Consider the following 21953-nt stretch of genomic DNA (forward strand, 5'->3'; position numbering starts at 1 on the left):
ATTTCTTCTTTTGTTCTTTCTCATACATGGTATATGGAATAAGTGCCTCACATTTTCGATTCGAAAGGATGTCCTCATAGTTCTGTTCACTACCATAACCAGCATCTGCGACAATATACTTTGGCAACGGAAAATAATCCTTTTCTATCTTATTCAAGAACGGAATTAATGTACGTGTATCAGTAGGATTTGGAAAGATGCTATAAGCTAGTGCGTATTGACCTTCTGTTGCGATTTGTACATTGTATCCAGCTTTCAATTGACCGTTTTTCATATAGTCGTCTTTCATTCGCATGAACGTCGCATCTTGATCTGTTTTGGAATAACTGTTCCGTTCCCCCAAGATGTCCAAGTCTTTTTGGTATTTTTGTTTTCGCAGAATGAAGTCTATTAATTGTTTGTACGCTTGTTTTGGATATTTTCGTTCGCTTCTTAATGCTTTTCGTTCTGTGGCATCGGGCGATGTTTCTATCTTTTGGTCATATTCCTTAATGACTTCATCGACTTGTTGCACCATTTGAGCGAGTTCTTCAACGGACAGTTCTCCCTCATTTTCCCGCTCCATTTCAGGGATGATTTCTTTTTCTAATAGTTCGTTGTATAACTGATTGGACTTTTCAATTAAGTTTTGGTTGTATTTTTCAATGGATTTCTTCCATACGAAAGTAAATTTATTGGCATTCGCTTCAATCTTCGTACCATCGATAAAAATGGCTTCTTGATCGATTAACTTTTCTTCCACCAGTTGGCAACGGAATTGGACAAAACATTGACGAATTAATTCTTTTACTTCCGGATGCACACGAAAACGATTGATCGTCCGATAACTTGGTTCATATCCTTGTGCCAACCACATCATTCGTATACTGTCCTTTAATAGCACTTCAATTTTTCGACCTGAAAAGACAGACTGCGAATAGGCACACAAAATAATTTTTAGCATCATGCGTGGATGATAAGCAGGACAACCTGTATTTCGAAGAAACGGCTGGAAGGCTTCATCTGGAATACTTTCAACTAAATGGTGAATATGGAAGGCAATATCATTTTCTTGTAATTTTATTTCTAAATCTAGAGGTAAAACTAATTGATTCATGTTATAATATTTAAACATAAGGACCCTTCTCTCTGTTAGTTTTGTGTGGTAACTTAATTTTAACAGAAGAGGTCCTTATTTTTTATTGAAAAAATGAAGAACAGCCCATGAAATTTCATTCCAAAATTTCATGGGCTGTTTCCATTTTAGAGGGGGTTTTGTCCCAGCCTCGTTTTTTTAAATACGGCTCCTACTAATGGAAGCATGTCGATTATTCAAATAACTTTAACACTTTAACGTTTTAAATAAACAAATTTTTTTCTTTTTTTATCGATTTATACCTTGATTTTTTTAAAAGCTGTCTTTAGACTATTCTGTATATTATTTATATTTCAAAAGTTTTATGTATGAAATCATATACATATAAAGGGACTTTACAGTATGGCATTTATAAATTTCATAAAATACTGAATCTTATGTTAAAATAAATAAATGCTGGAACTAACGGAGGTTAAATTTAAAATGGAAGTTGCGGATAAAAGCTTTACTGTTGAAAACATCTTAAAAGCACAGCACCAATTAAAAGATGTAGTACTTCATACGCCATTACAAAAAAATGAATATCTGTCAGAAAAGTATGGTGCGAATATTTATTTAAAACGTGAAGATTTACAATCAGTGCGCTCCTTTAAGTTACGGGGTGCTTATTATAAAATTAAAAAAGTTGAAGATGAAGCACGTGCAAGAGGTGTTGTTTGCGCCAGCGCCGGCAATCATGCCCAAGGGGTAGCTTATTCTTGTGCTCATTTAAAGATTAAAGGAACCATTTTCATGCCGTTGACAACTCCAAAACAAAAAGTCGACCAAGTGCGCATGTTCGGTCGCGATTATGTGGAAATTGTGTTAACTGGCGATACATTTGATGATTCAGCAAATGCAGCGATGGATTATTGTTTGGAACATGAAATGATCTTTATTCATCCTTTTGATGATTATGATATTATCGCTGGACAAGGCACATTGGGCGTAGAAATTTTAAATGACATTGAAGAACCTCTTGATTTTGTATTTGGAGGTATCGGTGGCGGAGGATTAATGAGCGGAGTTGCTGCCTATATTAAAAACATTTCACCACATACAAAAGTGATTGGGGTTGAACCAGAAGGCGCTCCAAGTATGAAAGCAGCCTTTGAAAATGGCGGACCTGTCACTTTAGAAAAAATTGATAAGTTTTGCGACGGTACAGCAGTTCAATCTGTTGGGCAAAAAACTTATGAAATTTGCCGCAAATATTTAGATGATATTATTACAATACCGGAAGGAAAAGTAAGTACAACTATTCTTGACTTATATAATAAACACGCTATCATTGCAGAACCATCCGGCGCATTACCAGTATCCGCCCTTGATTTTTTTGCGGATCAGCTAAAAGGAAAAACGGCCGTTGCGATTATTACAGGTGGCAATAATGATATCAGCCGTATGCAAGAGATTAAAGAAAAATCATTATTATATGAAGGTTTGCTTTACTACTTTATCGTCAACTTCCCTCAACGCGCAGGAGCATTACGCCAATTCTTAACGGTTGTTCTCGGCCCTAATGATGATATTATCCGATTTGAATATACGAAGAAAAACAATAAAGAAGAAGGTCCTGCACTAGTCGGAATTGAAGTAAGCAAACCGGGAGATTATGAAGGCTTAATCGATCGCATGCGAGTGAATGGTTTTGAGTTTAAAGAAGTGAATAAAGACAGCACTTTATTTGGATTGTTGATTTAACAAAAAGAAACCCGAGCGTTTAATGTGATAAGCGCTCGGGTTTTAGATTTTATTAACAGATTTTGTATTATTTTTTTCAATATGGAAGGATATATTTTGGCATTTAAAAAAAATAAAAACCAACCCTTATAATAAGAGTTGGCTGTATCAACATTAATTACCCCAACAACGCTCGGTCAGAATTCATTTTTTCACCGCGGATGCGTTCGAATTCAGCCATTAAGTCTGGAATTGTTAAGTTTGGTTTTTGAACTTCATCTACTTCTAAAATGATTTGCCCTTTATCCATCATAATTAAACGATTGCCTAAATCGATAGCTTGTTGCATGTTGTGCGTTACCATTAACGTTGTTAAATGATTTTCTTCTACCAATTGCTTTGTTAAGTTCGTAATCAATTCTGCTCGTGATGGGTCAAGAGCTGCCGTATGCTCATCTAGTAATAGAATCGCAGGTTGCGTAAATGTTGCCATCAATAATGACAATGCCTGTCTTTCCCCACCGGATAGCAATCCAACTTTTGCATTTAAGCGATTTTCTAAATTCAAATGCAATTTCTCAAGAGACGTGCGGAAGAAGTCACGTCGTTGTCGATTCACGCCTAATCGCAATGAACGATTGGCGTTTCGAGCATAAGCAATTGCAAGATTTTCCTCAATTGTCATAGATGGTGCAGTACCCGCCATCGGATCTTGAAAAACGCGCCCGATATAGTGAGAACGCTTGTATTCAGGTAAATGGGTTACGTCTTTTCCATCAATCCATACTTTCCCAACATCTGGTTTTAATACTCCAGAAATCATGTTCATCATCGTTGACTTTCCCGCACCATTACTTCCGATAACCGTTACGAAATCTCCAGGTTTTAAATGAAGATTGATGTTATTCAAAGCCACCTTTTCATCTGGTGTACCTTCATTAAAAATTTTGTTAATGCCTTCTAGCTTAAGCAAGGTGATCGCCTCCTTGCTTTTCTAGTTGAGCAGCGGCTAGCTTTTCTTGCAGTCGCTTCGCCTTCCGCTTCTTATCTTTTTGCTTATCAATCATTTGCGGAACGATTAACGCTAAGATTACAATGATGGCTGTAATCAATTTCATATCACTTGCATCGAGGAATGGCACTCGCAATGCAATCGCAAGTACAATCCGATAAACAATTGCTCCAACTATTACCGCAAAAGTAGTGCGCATGATTGATTTCGTTCCAAAAATCGCTTCACCGATAATGACAGATGCTAGACCAACTGTAATCATCCCGATCCCCATTGTCGCATCGGAATATTTATTATATTGGGCGATTAAAGCCCCCGCTAACGCTACTAACCCATTCGATAATCCAACACCTAAAATAATTAAAGTGTCCGTATTCGCAGAAAAACTGCGAATCATTCGTTTGTTATCCCCCGTAGCACGAATCGCTAGACCAATCTCTGTTTTGAGGAACCAATCCACTATGAACTTAATTGCTGTTGTAAGAATTATCATGACAAAAAGTATTTCCCAAGTTTGTGGAAGATTTTTTACTCCTAAACTCGTCAAAATGTTATTGAAAAATGCATCAATCCCTAAATGTTCCCAGAAAGAATAAATTTTAGTGAAGATTGTTTCACTATTTAGTAGAGGAACGTTCGGAAGGCTCGTTGCATTTTCACTTGAGAAGCCCATAATTCGCAGGTTTACGGAATAGAGGCCAATCATCATAATGATCCCGGCAAGGAGCGGATTAATGTTTCCTTTTGTATGGAGCAAACCAGTGATACATCCTGCAATAAATCCTACGACAATCGCTGCTAACGTAGCTAATATTGGGTGATAACCTAAAACAATCATTGTTGCAGCTGTAGCCGCACCCGAAACAAAGCTACCATCTACCGTCAAGTCTGGAAAATCTAACACTCGGAATGTTAGATACACTCCGAGTGCCATTATTGCGTAGATGATTCCTTGCTCAACTGCACCGAACATTGCTGTAAACATATTGAATCATCTCTCCTAACATGTTGAAAATATTTTATTGTTGTGTTTCGACAAGCTCAGCTTCCCACTCGTCTTTCACTTCAAGACCAAGTTTCTCAATTGCATCTTTATTCATTACTAATTTCAATGTATTTGGATATTCTGCTGGAATATCTGCAGGTGTCGCTTCACCTTTTAAGATTTTTGCAGCCATTTCACCAGCTTGATATCCGATATCGTAATACTCGAAACCAAATGCCAACAATCCGCCGCGTCTTACAGAGTCAAATTCACCAACAACAAGCGGTAGTTTATTGCTATCTGCTACTTGAATAATAGATTCTAGAGCGGATACGACTGTGTTATCTGTAATGATATAAAATGCATCAACTTTTCCGATTAAAGATTCTGCAGCTTGTTTGATCTCTGAACTTTGAGATACAGTAGCACCTTCTACTTTTAAACCTAATGAATCAGCAATCTCTTTCACTTGGTTTACTTGAGCTACTGAGTTTTGTTCACCTGCGTTGTAAACCATTCCGATTGATTTAACGTCTAAAGCGTCTTTCATGAATTCTACCGTTGTTTTAATTGCTTCTGGGTGCAAGTCAATCGTACCAGTAACGTTTGCACCAGGTGATTCAATCGAATCAATTAATTGAGCTGCAACCGGATCTGTTACAGATGTAAAAACAATTGGAATTTCAGTTGTTACATTTTTAGCAGCTTGTGCAGATGGAGTGGAGTTGGCGAAAATCAAATCTACTCCTGCACTTGCTAAGTTTTGTGCAATTTGCGTATTCAAACTATTATCGTTTTGTGCAATTTGATAATCATATTCAACATTTAAACCAGCATCTTTCAATGCATCTTGGAATCCTTGATATGCAGCGTTTAAAGATGGATGTTCAACAATTTGTGTTACACCAATCTTATAATTTTTTACTTCTTCTGTTGTTTCGTTTTCTGTGTTGTTTTCGCTCGATTCAGATGTATCATTACCGCCGCCGCCACAAGCAGCTAGAAGCAACACTAAACCAAAGAGCAAAAATGATAGTTTTTTCATGCTACTTTTCATACAAATATCCCCCACTATCCTTCGAAAAATTACTAACAATTTCGAATAAAAAATATTTTCGCTTTATTCAAATAAAGCTAGAGTTTAACGATATATTACATTCTCATAGTTCAAGAGTCAATAACATTAGGAATGTTCTGAATTTAAGAAAATTCTTTTTATTACTTTAGTAATATTAATTTATCGCTTTAAATCGCTAAATTACGAGGATTTTCTAGAATAAATTGTTTTTTTGAAATAATGAATATTTTGTGACAAAATTGTGAACTTTATTTTGTTGTACGAAATCTTCCCTTTATCATCGTTAATTTTTTCCAAAGCTAAATTTGATTTTCTTTTTGTTTATGATAGAATTATATTTTGTGTGCTTATCACACCGTGGTTCGCGAAATCCCACGATAAAAAACTAAGGAGTGAAAATTTAATGAAAACAAAATTTATGGCAATGGCCGCAATCATAGCTGCACTTTATATTGCGGTAACGTATACGTTATCATTTTTAAGCTTTGGCGATATTCAATTTCGCATCGCTGAAATCTTTAACCATCTAATTGCCTTTAACCCTCGCTATATGCTAGGTGTTGTATTAGGCGTATTTATATCAAACTTATTTTCACCTCTAGGCTGGTTTGATTTAGTCTTCGGAGTAGCCCACTCCGTTATTTGCTTAACGATTCTTATCATCGTTAGCAAATATGTGAAAAACATCGCCTATCGTATGTTGATTAACTCATTTGTCTTCACATTCATGATGTGGATTATCGCTTTAGAATTAAAGTTAGCGTTAGAGCTTCCCTTCTGGCTTTCGTGGTTAACTACAGCCATTGGTGAAGCGGTTGTTTTACTAATCGGTATTCCAATTATGCAATTGCTAGATAAACGATTAAATTTCAAAAATTTAATCGATCAATAATATAAAACTAGTAGCACAGACTAATGTACAGTCTGTGCTACTTTTTTATACTAGGATTAAAAATGAACGAACTCTTTTGGATTTGGTAGATTTTTACAATCAGCAATTATTTTTTTGAATTTAGCAATTTATCGATTCGAAAATACTTATTTATTCGAATAACATTTTCCTTCCCGAATTTACCGAAAATTATTGACATTCATACAATTTCGGAATAAAATATACTGCAATCAAACGTGGCGGAGAAAGGTTGTGGAAGCACAATCACCGCACCGGTAGCTTAGTTGAGCAGAGTCTGAGTTTAGTTGAGAATAGCCGAGCAAAATTGATGAGTAAGGAAAAGTAGCGAAATGTGTAATGCGATAGAGAGCTAGTGGTTGGTGGAAACTAGTGCATTCCTTTTCGTGAATGGGCCTTACGAGAGCAACTGCGCAAGTGGTTGACGTCTTTCCCGCGTTATTGGGAAGTGTTCACGACAGTGAGCACACCGAGGTGGAAGTCATAACTGCTTCAATAGAGGTGGCAACGCGGCAGCAAGGTCGTCCTCTGCAAATGGGTTTTCATGCCCTTTTGCAGAGGTTTTTTTTATTTCTCCCACCGGCTATTCTATCTAAACTTCAAATTTTAAATTTGGAGGATGATAGAATGAACATTCATGTTTTTACAAAACGTGTTCAAGAAAAAGAAAACTTATCTTATGACGATATGATTCAAGCGGCAGAAATCATCTTTAACGAGGAAACACCAAAAGAAGCAATTGCTGAATTTTTAGTAGCACTTCATGAAAAAGGTGAAACAGCGGAGGAAATTGCCGCACTTTCCATCGTGATGAAATCCAATGCCATTCATTTCCCTGTCACAAAAGGTACTTATATCGATATTTGCGGTACTGGGGGCGACGGTCTGAAAACTTTCAACATCAGTACAACTTCTGCCTTTGTATTAGCAAGCAGCTTTGTGAAAGTCGCAAAACATGGCAATCGGAAAATTTCTAGTTCTTCTGGAAGTGCCGATGTCCTACAAGCACTAGGCATTCATACAGATTTTACTGTCCATGAGTCCGTACAGTTATTGGAACAAGAAGGAATCACTTTTCTATATGCCCCGGCCGTTCATCCAAAACTGAAACGCATCGGTGAAGTTCGTCGAGCAATTGGTAAGCCAACCATTTTCAACTTAGTTGGCCCCTTAACAAATCCTGTTGACTTAGAGGTTCAACTAGTCGGCATTAATCGTCCAGATTTCGTGGAGGAATATGCAAAAGTATTAAGTATTTTAGGGAGAAAGCGAGCTATCGTTATTTCAGGATCACAAGGCATGGATGAAGCTTCTCTCGACCACCGAAACCGTTCTACCCTGTTGGAAAATGGCGAAATTAAACCTTTCACCATCAACATTGAAGAACTGGGTTTACAACCTGCATCGATATCACACCTCCGTGGTGGTACACCGGAAGAAAATGCTGAAATATTAAAAGAATTATTGAAAGGAAAACGCTCGCCATACTATGATGCAGTCGTTTTAAATTCAGCTCTCGGTTTCTTCGCATACGGCATTGCCGAAACATTGAAAGAAGGTGTTTCCATGGCTCGTGATGCCATCGAATCCGGTCGTGCTTATAAGAAACTAGAAGCAGTGATTGAATTTAGCCAAAACACAATAAAGGAGCAAGCAATTTAATGACGATTTTAGATATGATAATTGAACATAAAAAAGCGATTCTTCCAAAATTGAAAGAATCAAAGCCCCAATGGGACATTCCTTTAAAAAAACGGCCATCATTGTACGATGCATTACGAAAATCTGACACTCTTCAAATTATTGCAGAAATGAAGCGAGCCTCCCCTTCTAAAGGCATCATAAATGAGAACGCCGACCCAGTAAAACAAGCAAAACGATATGCACAAGCTGGTGCAGCATGCATCTCTGTTTTAACGGAAGAAAAGTTTTTCAAAGGATCTTTTGAAGACTTGGCCAGCATTGCAAATCATGTGGATACTCCAATTTTAAATAAAGATTTCATCATCGATAAAGCTCAAATCGATTATGCACTTCATGCTGGTGCATCGGTCATTCTTCTGATCGTCGCTGCATTAGATGATGAAACATTATCAGAATTGTATGAGTACGCAATCAGTTTAGGATTGGAGGTACTTGTTGAAGTACACAGCGAGGAAGAACTGAAACGAGCCCTTTGCCTTCATCCAAAATTGATTGGCGTCAATAACAGAGATTTAAAAACATTCCAAGTAGACTTGGCTCAAACTGAAAAGTTGTCAGAAACAATCAATCGAATTGATGACATTGCCTTTATTAGTGAAAGCGGCATTTTTGAAACAGTGGATGCCGAACGTGTTGCTAAAGCGGGAGCTCGTGGAATTCTTGTCGGCGAATCGTTGATGAGAAGCGGCAATGTGGAAGAGACATTAAAATCTTTCCAAATAAAACTTCCTCCCTTAAGGATGTAGAGCGATGACAAAAGTGAAAATTTGCGGATTAAAAGAAAAAGTTCACGTGCATTGTGCAGTTGCTGCAGGAGCGAATTTTTTAGGCTTTGTGTTTGCGCCAAGCAAAAGACAAATTTCCATCAGAAAGGCCTGTGAACTTTCACAAATAGTACCGAAACATGTGAAAAAAGTTGGTGTATTTGTCAATCCGACAGAAGATGAAGTGAAAGAAGCTTTTGAAAAAGTACCACTCGATTTCATTCAATATCATGGCAATGAAGAACCAACTTTTATCGAAAAACTAGGACTCCCTTCTATCAAAGCTTTTTCCATCCGCGAGCTTAGCGATGTTGAAAAAGCTAGCAAGTACAACGTAGATTACTATTTATTCGATGCTCCCGGAACAGATTTCGCTGGCGGGAGTGGTAAAGCATTTGATTGGTCTTTACTTGATCAACTTTCCATCCCTAAAGAGAAAGTAATACTTGCAGGAGGACTGAATGCTTTGAACGTGCAGCAGGCGATTGCAGCGGTACACCCTTTCGCTGTAGATGTTTCAAGCGGCGTTGAGCAAGATGGAAAGAAAAATTGTGAACTGATTCAATCATTCATCCAAGCAGCAACAACTTTACAATAAACGGTTAAAGGAGCTAAATGACATGACGAAAGTAAAAGGCAAGTTCGGTCGTTTTGGCGGTCAATTTGTTCCGGAAACATTAATGACAGCCTTACTGGAACTTGAAGAAGCTTATGAACAATATAAACATGATGAGTCTTTCCAACAGGAACTTCACTACTATTTAAAAAATTACGTTGGCAGAGAAACGCCCCTTTACTTTGCAGAACGACTTACTGAGCATTGTGGCGGCGCAAAAATTTATTTAAAACGAGAAGATTTAAATCACACAGGAGCCCACAAAATTAACAACGCTCTTGGCCAGGCATTGCTTGCAAAACGGATGGGCAAAACAAAAATTGTTGCCGAAACAGGAGCTGGTCAACATGGTGTCGCAACTGCAACTGCCTGCGCCCTACTCAACATGGAATGCATCGTCTTCATGGGAGCAGAAGATGTAAAGCGTCAAGCATTGAACGTATTCCGCATGGAACTTTTAGGTACAAAAGTGGTGGCTGTCGATAAAGGCTCAAGAACATTAAAAGATGCGGTCAACGAAGCGTTGCGTTACTGGGCGACAAATGTAGAAACAACCCATTACATTTTAGGCTCTGCCATGGGGCCACACCCCTTCCCTACAATTGTCCGCGACTTCCAACGGGTCATTGGCGATGAAACGAAAAAACAAATTATCGGAAAGGAAAACCGACTGCCTGATGCTGTTGTTGCTTGCATCGGAGGTGGCAGCAACTCCATTGGTATGTTCTATCCTTTCGTTGAAAATCAAGAGGTTGCTCTATACGGTGTGGAAGCTGCCGGAAAAGGCTTTGAAACCGGAAAACATGCAGCTGCTATTAACGGTGGAAAAACGGGTGTATTGCATGGCGCTTATATGTACTTATTGCAAGATGATGACGGATTTGTACAAGAAGCTCACTCCATTTCCGCAGGGCTTGACTATCCGGGAGTCGGCCCAGAACATTGCTATTTGTATGAAACTGGCCGCGCCCAATATGTCATGGCAACTGATGAAGAAGCGCTTGCGGCGGTTAAACTTCTTTGCCAAACAGAAGGGATTCTCCCTGCTTTAGAGAGCGCCCATGCCGTTTATTATGCTACTGAACTTGCAAAAACAATGAACCAAGATCAGATTATTGTCGTTTGTTTATCCGGCCGTGGAGATAAAGACGTTCATACAATTTTTGATGCCCTTGGAGGTGACTTATCATGAGCCAATTAACTGAAGCAATTGTAGAAGCAACTCGCCTAGGCCATAAAGCTTTTATTCCTTACATAATGGCTGGCGATGGCGGGCTTGATACGTTGAAACCGACGATTTTGAAATTGCAACAACTAGGAGTCACTGCGATTGAAGTGGGCATCCCCTTCACCGACCCTGTAGCGGATGGACCGACGATTGAAGAGGCTGCTGTAAGAGCATTAGCAAAGGGCACAACATTACGAAAAGTACTTGAAACTCTTGCCTCTTTCGCAGATGAAATTACCGTTCCATTAGTGGCAATGACCTATTTAAACCCGATTTTAGCCTACGGAATCGATGCATTTGCAAAAGATGCTTATGAGGCAGGCATTCGCGGCGTCATTATTCCAGATATGCCACTAGAAGAAAGTACTATCGTTCACCCTTCACTTAAGGCATATGGCGTTGACTTAGTTCAGCTTGTTTCATTGACAAGTACGCCAGAGCGAATTGAAAAGCTTACAAAAGCAAGCGAAGGATTTATTTATGCGGTGACAGTTAATGGAATCACTGGTGCTCGCTCCACTTTCGAAGGCGACTTAGAAAGCCACTTTAAAAAAATTCAAAGCTATACAGATACGCCTGTTTTAGCAGGGTTCGGCATTTCCACCCCTGAACAGGTTAAACAATTCGGCACCTTTACAAGCGGTGTTATTGTCGGCAGTAAAATCGTTGACAGTTTAGCAAAAGATGATTGGGATACAATTGAAAGTCTTGTGAAAGCTTCGAAGGTACAGATTTTGTGAACATATTGACTGTTTTTGTGACAAAATCAACACTTTGAAAAAGGAGTTGTAAATCTTGAGCAAAACTTTAATTAAAAATGGTTACTATGGAGATTTTGGTGGCAGCTTTGTTCCAGATGAGGTACAAAAAGTGCTCGACCGAATTGCAGAAGAATTTGCGAAAGTTAAAGACGACCTAACTTTCAATGAAGAACTAAACTATTACTTAAAAGAATATGCTGGCCGTGAAACTCCCCTTTACTTTGCTAAAAACTTAACGGAAAAATTGGGCGGAGCGAAAATTTATTTAAAGCGGGAAGATTTGAACCATACAGGATCCCATAAATTGAACAACGTGTTAGGTCAAATATTGCTTGCTAAACGCATGGGGGCAAAAAGAATTATTGCAGAAACGGGAGCTGGACAACACGGAGTTGCCACTGCGACAGCTGCTGCGATGTTCGGAATGGAATGCACGATTTACATGGGCGCAAAGGACACGAAACGCCAAGCTTTAAATGTGTTCCGCATGGAGCTTCTCGGTGCTCAAGTAGTAGCGGTGGATAAAGGAAACGGCTTATTAAAAGAAGCGGTAGATGAAGCCTTCCTTGATTTAGTTAATAACTATGAAAATACTTTCTATTTGCTAGGCTCTGCTGTAGGCCCTACTCCATATCCTGAAATTGTGGAACATTTCCAATCAGTGATTAGCCGTGAAAGCCGCGCTCAACATTTAGAAAGAGAAGGCAAACTTCCAACAGCTATTATCGCTGCTGTCGGTGGGGGCAGCAATGCAGCTGGTGCTTTCTCCCATTATATTAATGATGAAAATGTGCGCTTAATCGGTGTGGAACCTGCAGGCGCTGCAACCCTTACGAAAGGTTCTCCCGGCATCCTTCACGGCTTTAAAAGCTATGTCCTTCAAGATGAAGAAGGCAACTTGCTCGATACAAATTCCATCGCTGCCGGTTTAGATTATCAAGGGGTTGGCCCACTACACGCCTACTTGCATGAAACAGGCCGCGGCGAGTATGTTGCGGTCACAAACGAAGAAGTATTAGAAGCATTCCAAACGTTATCCAAAACAGAAGGTATTATTCCAGCTCTTGAAAGCTCTCACGCCGTTGCCTATGCTCTGAAATTGGCACCTACTTTATCACCTGAAGATAGCATTATCGTTAATATTTCTGGCCGTGGTGATAAAGATGTACAACAAGTATTTGAATTGCTGAAAAAATAAGGGGATGTTCGAATTCGAACTCCCCTTTTCTTATGCAATTTTTTCGTTAAGAAAAGTCGCAAAGTTTCGGAACTTCTAACTGTCCTTTTTCTTTTCGTATCATATATAAATAAAATCCCTTTTACGTGTTATAGTGTCGTTTTGCTTTTAATGCCCCCACCGATTTTATCAAGCATATCGATTGTCATTGTCGTTAAATCATAAGCTGCCTTGAATCCCCAGTCAGCTATCGCTCTGGAAGAATCGATGGAATTTGGCCAACTTTCCGCAATACTTTGCCGCACCGGATCGACGTCATATTTAATTTCAAAATGAGGAATATGTTTTTTGATTTCCGCTGCAATCTCTGATGGATCAAAGCTCATTGCGGAGATATTATAGGCATTGCGAACAGTTAGTTTGGCAGGATCTGCTTCCATTAAATCCACAATCGCATTCAATGCATCAGGCATATACATCATATCCATATATGTTCCTTCTGCAATATAAGAAGTATAACTTCCCTCATTTACCGCTTTATGATAAATTTCCACCGCATAATCCGTCGTTCCTCCTCCAGGTGGTGTTCCTGGTGAAATTAAACCTGGGAATCGAAGACCTCTTACATCAACACCGTAGCGTAAGTGATAATAATCGCATAGCAATTCTCCTGCTACTTTATTCACGCCATACATGGTCGTCGGCCGTTGCAATGTTTCTTGTGGTGTATCGATTTTCGGAGTAGTTGGTCCAAAGACTGCAATAGAACTCGGATTAAACAATTGCATGTTTAATTCTTTTGAAACCTCTAACGCATTTAATAAACCGCCCATATTTAATTCCCATGCAAGGATTGGTTTAATTTCTGCCGTTGCGGAAAGCAATGCTGCCAAATGAATCATCGTATCTGCATTAAATCTTTTCGCCACTTCGTACATTTTTAATGCATCGAGCACATCCAACACTTCAAAGGGACCGTCATGATTTTTGTCTTCTCGAATATCCGTTGCTAGTACATTATCTTTTCCGTATTCAAATCTGAGTTTTCTCACCAATTCCGAACCAATCTGTCCAAGCGCACCTGTTACAAGAATTCTTTTCATCTTGCCCCTCCTCTGATGAATTACAGGCTTAAAAGCGACATTCTCACGATTCGCGAACAATATAAATTATGTTGTAAACTATTTATATGCCAGTGCTTTTTGTTGGGCTATTCTTTTGACTAGAGGAAGGGATTTTTCTATTTTTATTCCATAATCGTAATGCCATAGATCGATTCAAAGGAGAAGGTGCGGCCATCTTCGAATGTACAGCCATGTTCAGCATGGAGCTTGGCAATCTTCCCTGTCGCTTTGAAGATGCGCCCCTTGTGCCAAATTTTTAATTCGACTTCATAGCGATTGGTGAAGGCAATGAGCAGCTGTTCGTTTAAATCTTGCAATGCCCCTTCATCAAGAGTTGGTTTTTCTTCATATTTATCTTTTTCTCTCCATTCCCGGAGTACTTTCACATGTTCCGGAAGCATCATGGCATTCCATTTAATATTTCCACGATCTCGAATCACTTTCTCACCCCTTTTACACTCCATTTGTTGCAGATCGTTGGAGGTGTGTTTGGGCATAGCAAGTTTCTTCCTTTTGTCTTCGTTCGAAGAGATAATCCGCCTCTTGCTAGGGAACATACCTCTACTATTTCTTATATTCGCCGAGGAGTTAATGCGCCGTCTTCTCAGACATACACACAACAAGCCGTGTCCTCCTCTATTTCTTATGTCCGCCAAGAAGTTGGGCTCTCTCAAGGGCCGTTCCTGCTTCTGTATAAGAAACCGCACGAAGCACAGCAGTCGACCCTATTTTAGAGCGCAAAGCATCCATTACCGCGCCAAGTTTTCGCCTTTTCCATTTTTGCTGGTCAAAAAAACTTAATTGCATGGAGCGTTCCGTTTCGAGTTTAGAGAGACTGATAGCAAGTTGTCTTACAGGGCGTTCGGCATAAAACTCATCAAGCAATTCTTTGCATACTTCATAAATTTTCATCGTATCATTCGTCGGTTCATCGATTGTTCGGGAGCGATAAAATCCTCCTCCAAAGGCATCTTTGCTGTAATTCACACCAAGAGAAACCGTTCTTCCTACTTGATACGCTTCCCTTGCTCGCCGCGCCACATCTTCACACATTTCTAAAATGACGGTAAGAATTTCGCTGCGTGTGCGATAATCCCGCATAAGCACTTGCCCTTTGCCGAAGCTAATTTGCCCTTCTGCAAGTGGCGCACCAAGAGGGGATAAGTCAATTCCCCAAGCGTGATAGTACAATTGATTTCCTAAAATACCGAAGCGCTTTTCCAGCAGTTGTAAATCGGTTTGCGCTAAATCTCCTACTTTGAAAATGCCCATATTATTTAACGTGCGTTCCGTACGGCGACCAATTCCCCACATTTCAGAAAGGGGCGCCACAGGCCATAATTTTTTCGGAACATCTTCATACGTCCATTGAGCAAATTCTGTTTTCTTCGCCTCTAAATCAAGAGCTAGTTTTGCCATGAGCATATTCGGCCCCATCCCTACCGCACTCGGAATTTGGAACTGGCTATATATTCTTTCTTGAATGTATTTGGCAGTTTTTTCAGGCGGCCCCCAAAGTTTTTCCGTGCCTGTTAAATCAACAAAACTTTCATCAATGCTATATACATGAATCGCTTCTTTCGGTACGAATTGATTGATTAAATTCGTAATCTCCATCGACATTTGCACGAAAAATTCCATTTTCGGTTCGAACAATTTAATGTCTGGATGTTTGGGTATTTCATAAAGCCTGGAGCCTGTTTTGATGCCAAATCGTTTCTTCATCGGTGGTGATGCAGCAAGCACGATACTGCCCTTTTGCTCAAAATTGCCCACCACCGCTATCGGCACTTCCATTGGATTTAAATTGTGAAGCATCGCCATGCAGCTAGCATAAAAGCAACGCATATCAATGCAAATGATCGAACGGTTTGGGAGATGTTGATATAATTCTTCTGGGCTAAAGTTCGTGTAGTTGAATGTATTTATGCGCATACTTAACCACCTCCCTATTTTATTATACAAAGGGAACATTTGTTCTATAACTCATTTTAAAACGAGACCATTGAGACGGCAAGTGAGATTATATGGAAATAGGAGGATAAGGTTGGGGATTGGATTGAGGATGTTACCTTCACAAGCGGACATGCTATTTAGACAAGTTGAGGGGTTATCTGCACAAGGGAACATTTTATCTGAACAAGTTGCCGCGCTATCTGAACAAGAGGACGTGTTATCCGAACAAGTTGCCGCGATATCCGAACAAGCGGACACCCTATTCGCACAAGTTGCCACGCTATCTGAACAAGAGGACACCCTATTCGCACAAGTTGCCACGCTATCTGAACAAGCGGACACCCTATTCGCACAAGTTGCCACGCTATCTGAACAAGAGGACACCCTATTCGCACAAGTTGCCACGCTATCTGAACAAGCGGACGTGTTATCCGAACAAGTTGCCGCGCTATCCGAACAAGCGGACGTGTTATCCGAACAAGTTGCCACGCTATTCGAACAAGCGGACACCCTATTCGCACAAGTTGACGCGCTATCTGAACAAGAGGAGGTGTTATCCGAACAAGTTGCCACGCTATCTGAACAAGCGGACGTGTTATCCGAACAAGTTGCCGCGCTATCCGAACAAGCGGACGTGTTATCCGAACAAGTTGCCGCGCTATCTGAACAAGCGGACACCCTATTCGCACAAGTTGACACGCTATCTGAACAAGCGGACGTGTTATCCGAACAAGTTGCCGCGCTATCTGAACAAGCGGACGTGTTATCCGAACAAGTTGCCGCGCTATTCGAACAAGCGGACACCCTATTCGCACAAGTTGCCACGCTATCTGAACAAGCGGACGTGTTATCCGAACAAGTTGCCGCGCTATTCGAACAAGCGGACACCCTATTCGCACAAGTTGCCACGCTATCTGAACAAGCGGACACCCTATTCGCACAAGTTGCCACGCTATCTGAACAAGTGGACGTGTTATCCGAACAAGTTGCCGCGCTATCTGAACAAGCGGACACCCTATTCGCACAAGTTGCCACGCTATCTGAACAAGAGGACACCCTATTCCTAAAGGCAGACAATCATACTAAGTGAAATCATGACTGAAGAGTACCGAAACGGTTGTACCTTCTTTTGTTTTGGAAGCAATATTCAACTATACCGAAAAACTGGAGAGTACCGAAACATACCTTCTCCTTTTAGAATTCTGGCTTGGATTCAACTATACCGAAAAACTGGAGAGTACCGAAACCCATTTCCCATTCACCCATTGACCTTCCGTATTCAACTATACCGAAAAACTGGAGAGTACCGAAACATGACTTCTGTTAGATCAAGAGGCGGCAAAATTCAACTATACCGAAAAACTGGAGAGTACCGAAACCTTTTGTTTAAAGTGGCAGTCGGAGTTCGAATTCAACTATACCGAAAAACTGGAGAGTACCGAAACTCGTACCTCGCTCCAATATCGGCTAAGCCTATTCAACTATACCGAAAAACTGGAGAGTACCGAAACACCGACATCTTAAAAAAAGCTAGCAAATGTATTCAACTATACCGAAAAACTGGAGAGTACCGAAACCGACAATGCTAGTTTAATATCTTCAGCATGATTCAACTATACCGAAAAACTGGAGAGTACCGAAACTTCGATTAAAAATTGAATGTTGCGATACATATTCAACTATACCGAAAAACTGGAGAGTACCGAAACGTCGTTTGAAGCCTTGCTACGTCTTCATTCATTCAACTATACCGAAAAACTGGAGAGTACCGAAACATGGTGAGTCGACACCGAATAATGCAGCTTATTCAACTATACCGAAAAACTGGAGAGTACCGAAACTATATAAATCAGCTGAAATATATGCGCGATATTCAACTATACCGAAAAACTGGAGAGTACCGAAACATATATAGCATAATGCGCTCCTACATAGATTATTCAACTATACCGAAAAACTGGAGAGTACCGAAACATACATGTATTTGTATTGTGGGCTTTGCCAATTCAACTATACCGAAAAACTGGAGAGTACCGAAACCAAGTACCAAGCGGTAGAGAAAATCGTAAAATTCAACTATACCGAAAAACTGGAGAGTACCGAAACTCATTATCGCAAATGTAGACAGAATGGTGGATTCAACTATACCGAAAAACTGGAGAGTACCGAAACAACTGGTTTTTGGTGCTTATAGCGCATGTCATTCAACTATACCGAAAAACTGGAGAGTACCGAAACCTATCATTTCCCTATATTGCAATAAAACACAATTCAACTATACCGAAAAACTGGAGAGTACCGAAACAAGTTCTATGATTTCCATAGCGAATGAATTATTCAACTATACCGAAAAACTGGAGAGTACCGAAACTTAAATCGCCGTTCTGATAGTCGTTCTATTATTCAACTATACCGAAAAACTGGAGAGTACCGAAACCCATCCGACTCCATCGCATTTACGATAGGTATTCAACTATACCGAAAAACTGGAGAGTACCGAAACCGTCTTTAAAATGATTATTAACTTGCGTCAATTCAACTATACCGAAAAACTGGAGAGTACCGAAACCGAAGTGAGTGTTTTTTATTCTGATAAATCATTCAACTATACCGAAAAACTGGAGAGTACCGAAACAAGGTGAATCGTCATATTTGAAACTAGATCATTCAACTATACCGAAAAACTGGAGAGTACCGAAACTACGCCTTTTGTGAATTTTTCATCAAAATGATTCAACTATACCGAAAAACTGGAGAGTACCGAAACATTTTCCCCGCACAATATCTCCTGCATAAAATTCAACTATACCGAAAAACTGGAGAGTACCGAAACTGCGTTGCTTTCGTGGTTGTAATCATAGTTGATTCAACTATACCGAAAAACTGGAGAGTACCGAAACAACCTTCATCTAAATCATTGCCGCAAGTTAATTCAACTATACCGAAAAACTGGAGAGTACCGAAACTGAGACCCTTGTGTTGAATGTGCTGTCAAAATTCAACTATACCGAAAAACTGGAGAGTACCGAAACAGACATCACCTACTACCTACTCTTAATGATATTCAACTATACCGAAAAACTGGAGAGTACCGAAACTCCGCAATGGAGTGGATTTTTTAGGCTTTCATTCAATTATACCGAAAAACTGGAGAGTACCGAAACTCAATTATAGAATTATCAACATCATAATTTATTCAACTATACCGAAAAACTGGAGAGTACCGAAACCTTTAACAAGGTTGTATTTGCCCCAATTTTATTCAACTATACCGAAAAACTGGAGAGTACCGAAACCTGATACACCCGAACGGTACGAATATCATCATTCAACTATACCGAAAAACTGGAGAGTACCGAAACTATAGCGATAGTTATATATGCAAGAGTTGTATTCAACTATACCGAAAAACTGGAGAGTACCGAAACTGTTATTTTTAGAAGGCATTTTTATATGTTATTCAACTATACCGAAAAACTGGAGAGTACCGAAACCAATCGTAACATTGCCTTTTGTTTCTATCTATTCAACTATACCGAAAAACTGGAGAGTACCGAAACCTCAATTTTATTATAGCAGAAGCATAAAAAAAACGTTCAGTACTCTGCAAAAAATTTTTTAAGATTAGGCGGAAACTTAGTGAAATCAACATCCCATTCAATCTCCAATAATTTTAAAATTACATACAGTACTACAATGTGTGTTCTGTGGATATTATTCAAATCTAATAAAAACTCCCCCTTTATGCCCACCTTATCCACAGAACTTAACAATAACTCTTTCGTTTTCAAAAAATCCTCATTTTCGATTGGAATAGGAATAGTATTAAATACTTTTGATCTTAGCATTTCCACCCTTGCTTCATTAATCACTTGACCTTTTAAAATAAAATTGCTTCTTCCTTCCACATCATCAAGAGTTGTGATGATAATCGCATAACAACCTCTATTCATTAATTGTTTTAGTATCAATAATAATTCCTCAATTTCTTGTTCATCCGCATACAATTCAGGTAGCTCAATAATAATTAGAAGTCGCTTTGTAATTTCCTTTTCTAATAGTAACTTTAAAGTAAGAAGTTTGGAATCAATAGGAGTTAGTATGCCTTTATAACTTGATAAAATGAAGAAATCCTTTAAATTCGATTCATCAAACTCCTTTAATCTAAACTGTAAACCAAACTTTTCCAATATTGTTCTATTTATTATTTCCTCTTCCTCTTTAAATACTTCCCATTCTTCTAATATAGATTCGTATTGAGGAGTTGCAGCTAGAAATTCAACAATCTTTTCATGAATTATTTGTAGCGGGGATTTCGTATTTACCTTATCTAACTGCAACGATTCATTAAATGGTATCATTAAACATTCCCAATCTTTTTTGTTTATTAATTCTCCATCTTCATAAATCTTCACTTCAGAAACTCGGTTAGTAAAAAAGTCGTTGATTTCACGAGCAATTTTAAACCATGTTTTATGAGATCCTTTCATAATTGTGATAGGCCCCATATCCAACGTTACACAATTATCCCACGTATCAATTTGCCATAACCTCATAAAATCACCATCGATTCATTACTTATGGTTGATTCTTGTAAACTTTTCCCTCCAACTAGGACCTGCATATTTCCATATTGTTTTTCCGTTACAGCCATAATTCGAATGGAACCTTTTGAAGGCAAATTTCTTTTTAACCGTTCTGTATATTGCATTAAGGAATCACGATTTGGAAAAATTTTTACATACACTGAAAATTGCAACATAATAAATCCGTCTGAAATTAGCGTTTTTCTGAATTTTGAGTAAATTCTCCTTTCAGCTTTTGTATTCATTGGGAGATCAAAAAACAAAAGCAATCTCATAAAGTTATATGGCGATCCCATCAGCAGGATATTGTAATAAATCGACATCTCTGTTATTCATCGCTTTTATAAACGATTGAATAAACAGATCGATTGCATTTAATACTGTTTGTTTTTGACCCCCAATGTTTATTTTTGCGCTTAGTCGTGCAATAAGCTGTTGCTTCATTTCTCTAGTTAAGTAATCCTCTTCTTTTACACTTAATACTACCCATAAATCGATAACCGGCCTGAATACTTCCATACAATCATCTACCAAATTGAATGCATTGTATTGATTGCGGTGACCAATTCCTAACGCTGGGTGTAATCCATGAGCAGTTACTGCCCTGGCAACACAAGAGCGCAATACAATGTAACCATAATTTAATGCTGAATTAAATGCATCGACAGCTCCTCTTTCTCTTCTAAATGAATCTCCTAACAATTCTTTAAAATACAATGATGCTGCTATTCCTTCTCTATTAGTTGCATCCCCAGGCTCCACAGAATTTGCAAATTGAATCATTCGTTGAATAACTTCCGGGTTTTTCTTTAAAAGCTTTAAAATCGATGTTTGATTATAAATTTTTATTTGTACGATTTTTTTCCACATATTGTTTGTATAGCATTCCATAGATTCTATAGTGACTGTATAAACCAAGACAAAACATATTTGGGTTATGGGTTTCATCACAAAAAATTAATAAAATATGGTATTCCGATAATTTATTTATTAATCTACCAGTCACAGTCGTATGTTGATTATCTACTACAATTGAGTGAATATCAGAAAGTGGTATTAAAATTTCTTGATCGTCTTTTATTACTTTCAAATTGTCTAAATATAACCTCATCTCTTCGGCTTCTGAAATATAGACAATTCGCCAGCTCAAAAATTTTCCTCCTTCTTACAAAAATCGAAATTTTTAACAGTAAATTGTAAAATAAAAGAGCCTTCAAAAATGAAGGCTCTGAGTTCGGGATAAACCCTTGTTTCG

Annotated in this window: 20 protein-coding genes, 1 CRISPR repeat array, 1 riboswitch and 1 other annotated feature; of the genes, 9 read left to right on the forward strand and 11 right to left on the reverse strand. The window is 38.9% G+C overall.

The window, feature by feature from the left end; all coding sequences use genetic code 11:
* Positions 1 to 1114 (reverse strand): IS1182 family transposase (locus tag HF990_RS01325; RefSeq protein ID WP_168411792.1); only part of this gene is annotated, 1114 nt, incomplete at its 3' end.
* A 444-nt stretch (positions 1115 to 1558) separates the two neighbouring features.
* Here HF990_RS01325 and ilvA point away from each other — a divergent pair.
* A complete protein-coding gene (gene ilvA / locus HF990_RS01330; protein WP_168411793.1) occupies positions 1559 to 2818 on the forward strand; it encodes a threonine ammonia-lyase IlvA in 1260 nt (419 codons plus the stop codon).
* A gap of 157 nt (positions 2819 to 2975) precedes the next feature.
* Here ilvA and HF990_RS01335 read toward each other — a convergent pair whose 3' ends face one another.
* Genes HF990_RS01335 through HF990_RS01345 form a run of 3 tightly spaced genes read right to left on the reverse strand, consistent with a single transcriptional unit; the run spans position 2976 to position 5851 of the window.
* Positions 2976 to 3770 (reverse strand): ABC transporter ATP-binding protein, encoded by a 795-nt coding sequence (locus HF990_RS01335; RefSeq protein ID WP_168411794.1) that lies wholly within the window; start codon positions 3768 to 3770, stop codon positions 2976 to 2978.
* Entirely contained in the window at positions 3763 to 4794 is a 1032-nt protein-coding gene (locus HF990_RS01340) for an ABC transporter permease (RefSeq protein ID WP_016837315.1), read from the reverse strand. The genes HF990_RS01335 and HF990_RS01340 overlap by 8 nt, the downstream gene beginning before the upstream one ends.
* A gap of 34 nt (positions 4795 to 4828) precedes the next feature.
* Positions 4829 to 5851, reverse strand: coding sequence for an ABC transporter substrate-binding protein (locus HF990_RS01345; protein ID WP_016837316.1), 1023 nt, complete (start codon positions 5849 to 5851; stop codon positions 4829 to 4831).
* A gap of 372 nt (positions 5852 to 6223) precedes the next feature.
* Positions 6224 to 6267: riboswitch (PreQ1 riboswitch) on the forward strand.
* An 8-nt stretch (positions 6268 to 6275) separates the two neighbouring features.
* On the opposite strand from HF990_RS01345, the gene HF990_RS01350 reads away from it, so the two are divergent.
* From HF990_RS01350 to trpB (HF990_RS01380), 7 genes are all read left to right on the forward strand, one after another.
* Positions 6276 to 6764, forward strand: coding sequence for a QueT transporter family protein (locus tag HF990_RS01350; protein ID WP_168411795.1), 489 nt, complete (start codon positions 6276 to 6278; stop codon positions 6762 to 6764).
* A 319-nt stretch (positions 6765 to 7083) separates the two neighbouring features.
* Positions 7084 to 7314, forward strand: a binding site (T-box leader).
* A 95-nt stretch (positions 7315 to 7409) separates the two neighbouring features.
* On the forward strand, positions 7410 to 8444 hold the full coding sequence (trpD, locus tag HF990_RS01355; RefSeq protein ID WP_168411796.1) for an anthranilate phosphoribosyltransferase: 1035 nt from the start codon (positions 7410 to 7412) through the stop codon (positions 8442 to 8444).
* A complete protein-coding gene (trpC, locus tag HF990_RS01360) occupies positions 8444 to 9232 on the forward strand; it encodes an indole-3-glycerol phosphate synthase TrpC (protein ID WP_168411797.1) in 789 nt (262 codons plus the stop codon). The genes trpD and trpC overlap by 1 nt, the downstream gene beginning before the upstream one ends.
* Before the next feature lie 4 nt (positions 9233 to 9236).
* Positions 9237 to 9848, forward strand: coding sequence for a phosphoribosylanthranilate isomerase (locus tag HF990_RS01365; protein WP_016837321.1), 612 nt, complete (start codon positions 9237 to 9239; stop codon positions 9846 to 9848).
* A 22-nt stretch (positions 9849 to 9870) separates the two neighbouring features.
* Positions 9871 to 11058, forward strand: coding sequence for a tryptophan synthase subunit beta (trpB, locus tag HF990_RS01370; RefSeq protein WP_168411798.1), 1188 nt, complete (start codon positions 9871 to 9873; stop codon positions 11056 to 11058).
* Complete coding sequence (gene trpA, locus HF990_RS01375; protein WP_016837323.1) at positions 11055 to 11834, forward strand: tryptophan synthase subunit alpha; 780 nt, start codon at positions 11055 to 11057, stop codon at positions 11832 to 11834. The genes trpB (HF990_RS01370) and trpA overlap by 4 nt, the downstream gene beginning before the upstream one ends.
* A gap of 55 nt (positions 11835 to 11889) precedes the next feature.
* On the forward strand, positions 11890 to 13053 hold the full coding sequence (gene trpB / locus HF990_RS01380; protein WP_016837324.1) for a tryptophan synthase subunit beta: 1164 nt from the start codon (positions 11890 to 11892) through the stop codon (positions 13051 to 13053).
* A 128-nt stretch (positions 13054 to 13181) separates the two neighbouring features.
* On the opposite strand, the gene HF990_RS01385 is transcribed toward trpB (HF990_RS01380), so the two are convergent.
* The 3 genes from HF990_RS01385 to HF990_RS01395 form a co-directional block, all read right to left on the reverse strand.
* Positions 13182 to 14135 carry an NAD-dependent epimerase/dehydratase family protein gene (locus HF990_RS01385; protein ID WP_016837325.1) on the reverse strand — a complete coding sequence of 318 codons (954 nt, stop codon included), beginning with the start codon at positions 14133 to 14135 and terminating at the stop codon, positions 13182 to 13184.
* A gap of 143 nt (positions 14136 to 14278) precedes the next feature.
* Positions 14279 to 14596: a YolD-like family protein gene (locus HF990_RS01390; RefSeq protein WP_016837326.1), complete on the reverse strand. Its 318-nt coding sequence runs from the start codon at positions 14594 to 14596 to the stop codon at positions 14279 to 14281.
* 196 nt (positions 14597 to 14792) lie between these two features.
* Complete coding sequence (locus tag HF990_RS01395) at positions 14793 to 16091, reverse strand: Y-family DNA polymerase (RefSeq protein ID WP_168411799.1); 1299 nt, start codon at positions 16089 to 16091, stop codon at positions 14793 to 14795.
* A 112-nt stretch (positions 16092 to 16203) separates the two neighbouring features.
* On the opposite strand from HF990_RS01395, the gene HF990_RS15330 reads away from it, so the two are divergent.
* Entirely contained in the window at positions 16204 to 17202 is a 999-nt protein-coding gene (locus HF990_RS15330; protein WP_409373606.1) for a coiled-coil domain-containing protein, read from the forward strand.
* Positions 17203 to 17257: 55 nt separating this feature from the next.
* Positions 17258 to 19672: a CRISPR direct-repeat array (repeat unit 36 nt; unit sequence ATTCAACTATACCGAAAAACTGGAGAGTACCGAAAC).
* 36 nt (positions 19673 to 19708) lie between these two features.
* Here HF990_RS15330 and HF990_RS01400 read toward each other — a convergent pair.
* The 4 genes from HF990_RS01400 to HF990_RS01415 are packed head-to-tail and all read right to left on the reverse strand — an operon-like array spanning position 19709 to position 21848.
* Complete coding sequence (locus HF990_RS01400) at positions 19709 to 20668, reverse strand: hypothetical protein (RefSeq protein WP_168411800.1); 960 nt, start codon at positions 20666 to 20668, stop codon at positions 19709 to 19711.
* Positions 20665 to 21021 (reverse strand): CRISPR-associated endonuclease Cas2, encoded by a 357-nt coding sequence (cas2, locus tag HF990_RS01405; protein WP_322788743.1) that lies wholly within the window; start codon positions 21019 to 21021, stop codon positions 20665 to 20667. Before cas2 ends, HF990_RS01400 begins: the two co-directional genes overlap by 4 nt.
* A complete protein-coding gene (gene cas1 / locus HF990_RS01410) occupies positions 20978 to 21568 on the reverse strand; it encodes a type II CRISPR-associated endonuclease Cas1 (RefSeq protein WP_168411801.1) in 591 nt (196 codons plus the stop codon). Before cas1 ends, cas2 begins: the two co-directional genes overlap by 44 nt.
* Positions 21534 to 21848, reverse strand: coding sequence for a CRISPR-associated endonuclease Cas1 (locus tag HF990_RS01415; protein WP_168411802.1), 315 nt, complete (start codon positions 21846 to 21848; stop codon positions 21534 to 21536). Before HF990_RS01415 ends, cas1 begins: the two co-directional genes overlap by 35 nt.
* Between the last annotated feature and the right edge of the window lie 105 nt (positions 21849 to 21953).

The sequence above is a fragment of the Ureibacillus thermosphaericus genome, assembly GCF_012396605.1.
Classification (GTDB): domain Bacteria; phylum Bacillota; class Bacilli; order Bacillales_A; family Planococcaceae; genus Ureibacillus; species Ureibacillus thermosphaericus.

Excerpts from the sequence above, each read along its gene's own strand:
- ilvA (WP_168411793.1), top strand. The coding sequence starts at position 1,559 with ATGGAAGTTGCGGATAAAAGCTTTACTGTTGAAAACATCTTAAAAGCA.
- HF990_RS01340 (WP_016837315.1), bottom strand. The coding sequence starts at position 4,794 with ATGTTTACAGCAATGTTCGGTGCAGTTGAGCAAGGAATCATCTACGCA.
- HF990_RS01345 (WP_016837316.1), bottom strand. The coding sequence starts at position 5,851 with ATGAAAAGTAGCATGAAAAAACTATCATTTTTGCTCTTTGGTTTAGTG.
- HF990_RS01350 (WP_168411795.1), top strand. The coding sequence starts at position 6,276 with ATGAAAACAAAATTTATGGCAATGGCCGCAATCATAGCTGCACTTTAT.
- trpD (WP_168411796.1), top strand. The coding sequence starts at position 7,410 with ATGAACATTCATGTTTTTACAAAACGTGTTCAAGAAAAAGAAAACTTA.
- trpC (WP_168411797.1), top strand. The coding sequence starts at position 8,444 with ATGACGATTTTAGATATGATAATTGAACATAAAAAAGCGATTCTTCCA.
- HF990_RS01365 (WP_016837321.1), top strand. The coding sequence starts at position 9,237 with ATGACAAAAGTGAAAATTTGCGGATTAAAAGAAAAAGTTCACGTGCAT.
- trpB (WP_168411798.1), top strand. The coding sequence starts at position 9,871 with ATGACGAAAGTAAAAGGCAAGTTCGGTCGTTTTGGCGGTCAATTTGTT.
- trpA (WP_016837323.1), top strand. The coding sequence starts at position 11,055 with ATGAGCCAATTAACTGAAGCAATTGTAGAAGCAACTCGCCTAGGCCAT.
- HF990_RS01385 (WP_016837325.1), bottom strand. The coding sequence starts at position 14,135 with ATGAAAAGAATTCTTGTAACAGGTGCGCTTGGACAGATTGGTTCGGAA.
- HF990_RS01395 (WP_168411799.1), bottom strand. The coding sequence starts at position 16,091 with ATGCGCATAAATACATTCAACTACACGAACTTTAGCCCAGAAGAATTA.
- HF990_RS01400 (WP_168411800.1), bottom strand. The coding sequence starts at position 20,668 with ATGAGGTTATGGCAAATTGATACGTGGGATAATTGTGTAACGTTGGAT.
- cas2 (WP_322788743.1), bottom strand. The coding sequence starts at position 21,021 with ATGTCGATTTATTACAATATCCTGCTGATGGGATCGCCATATAACTTT.
- cas1 (WP_168411801.1), bottom strand. The coding sequence starts at position 21,568 with ATGTGGAAAAAAATCGTACAAATAAAAATTTATAATCAAACATCGATT.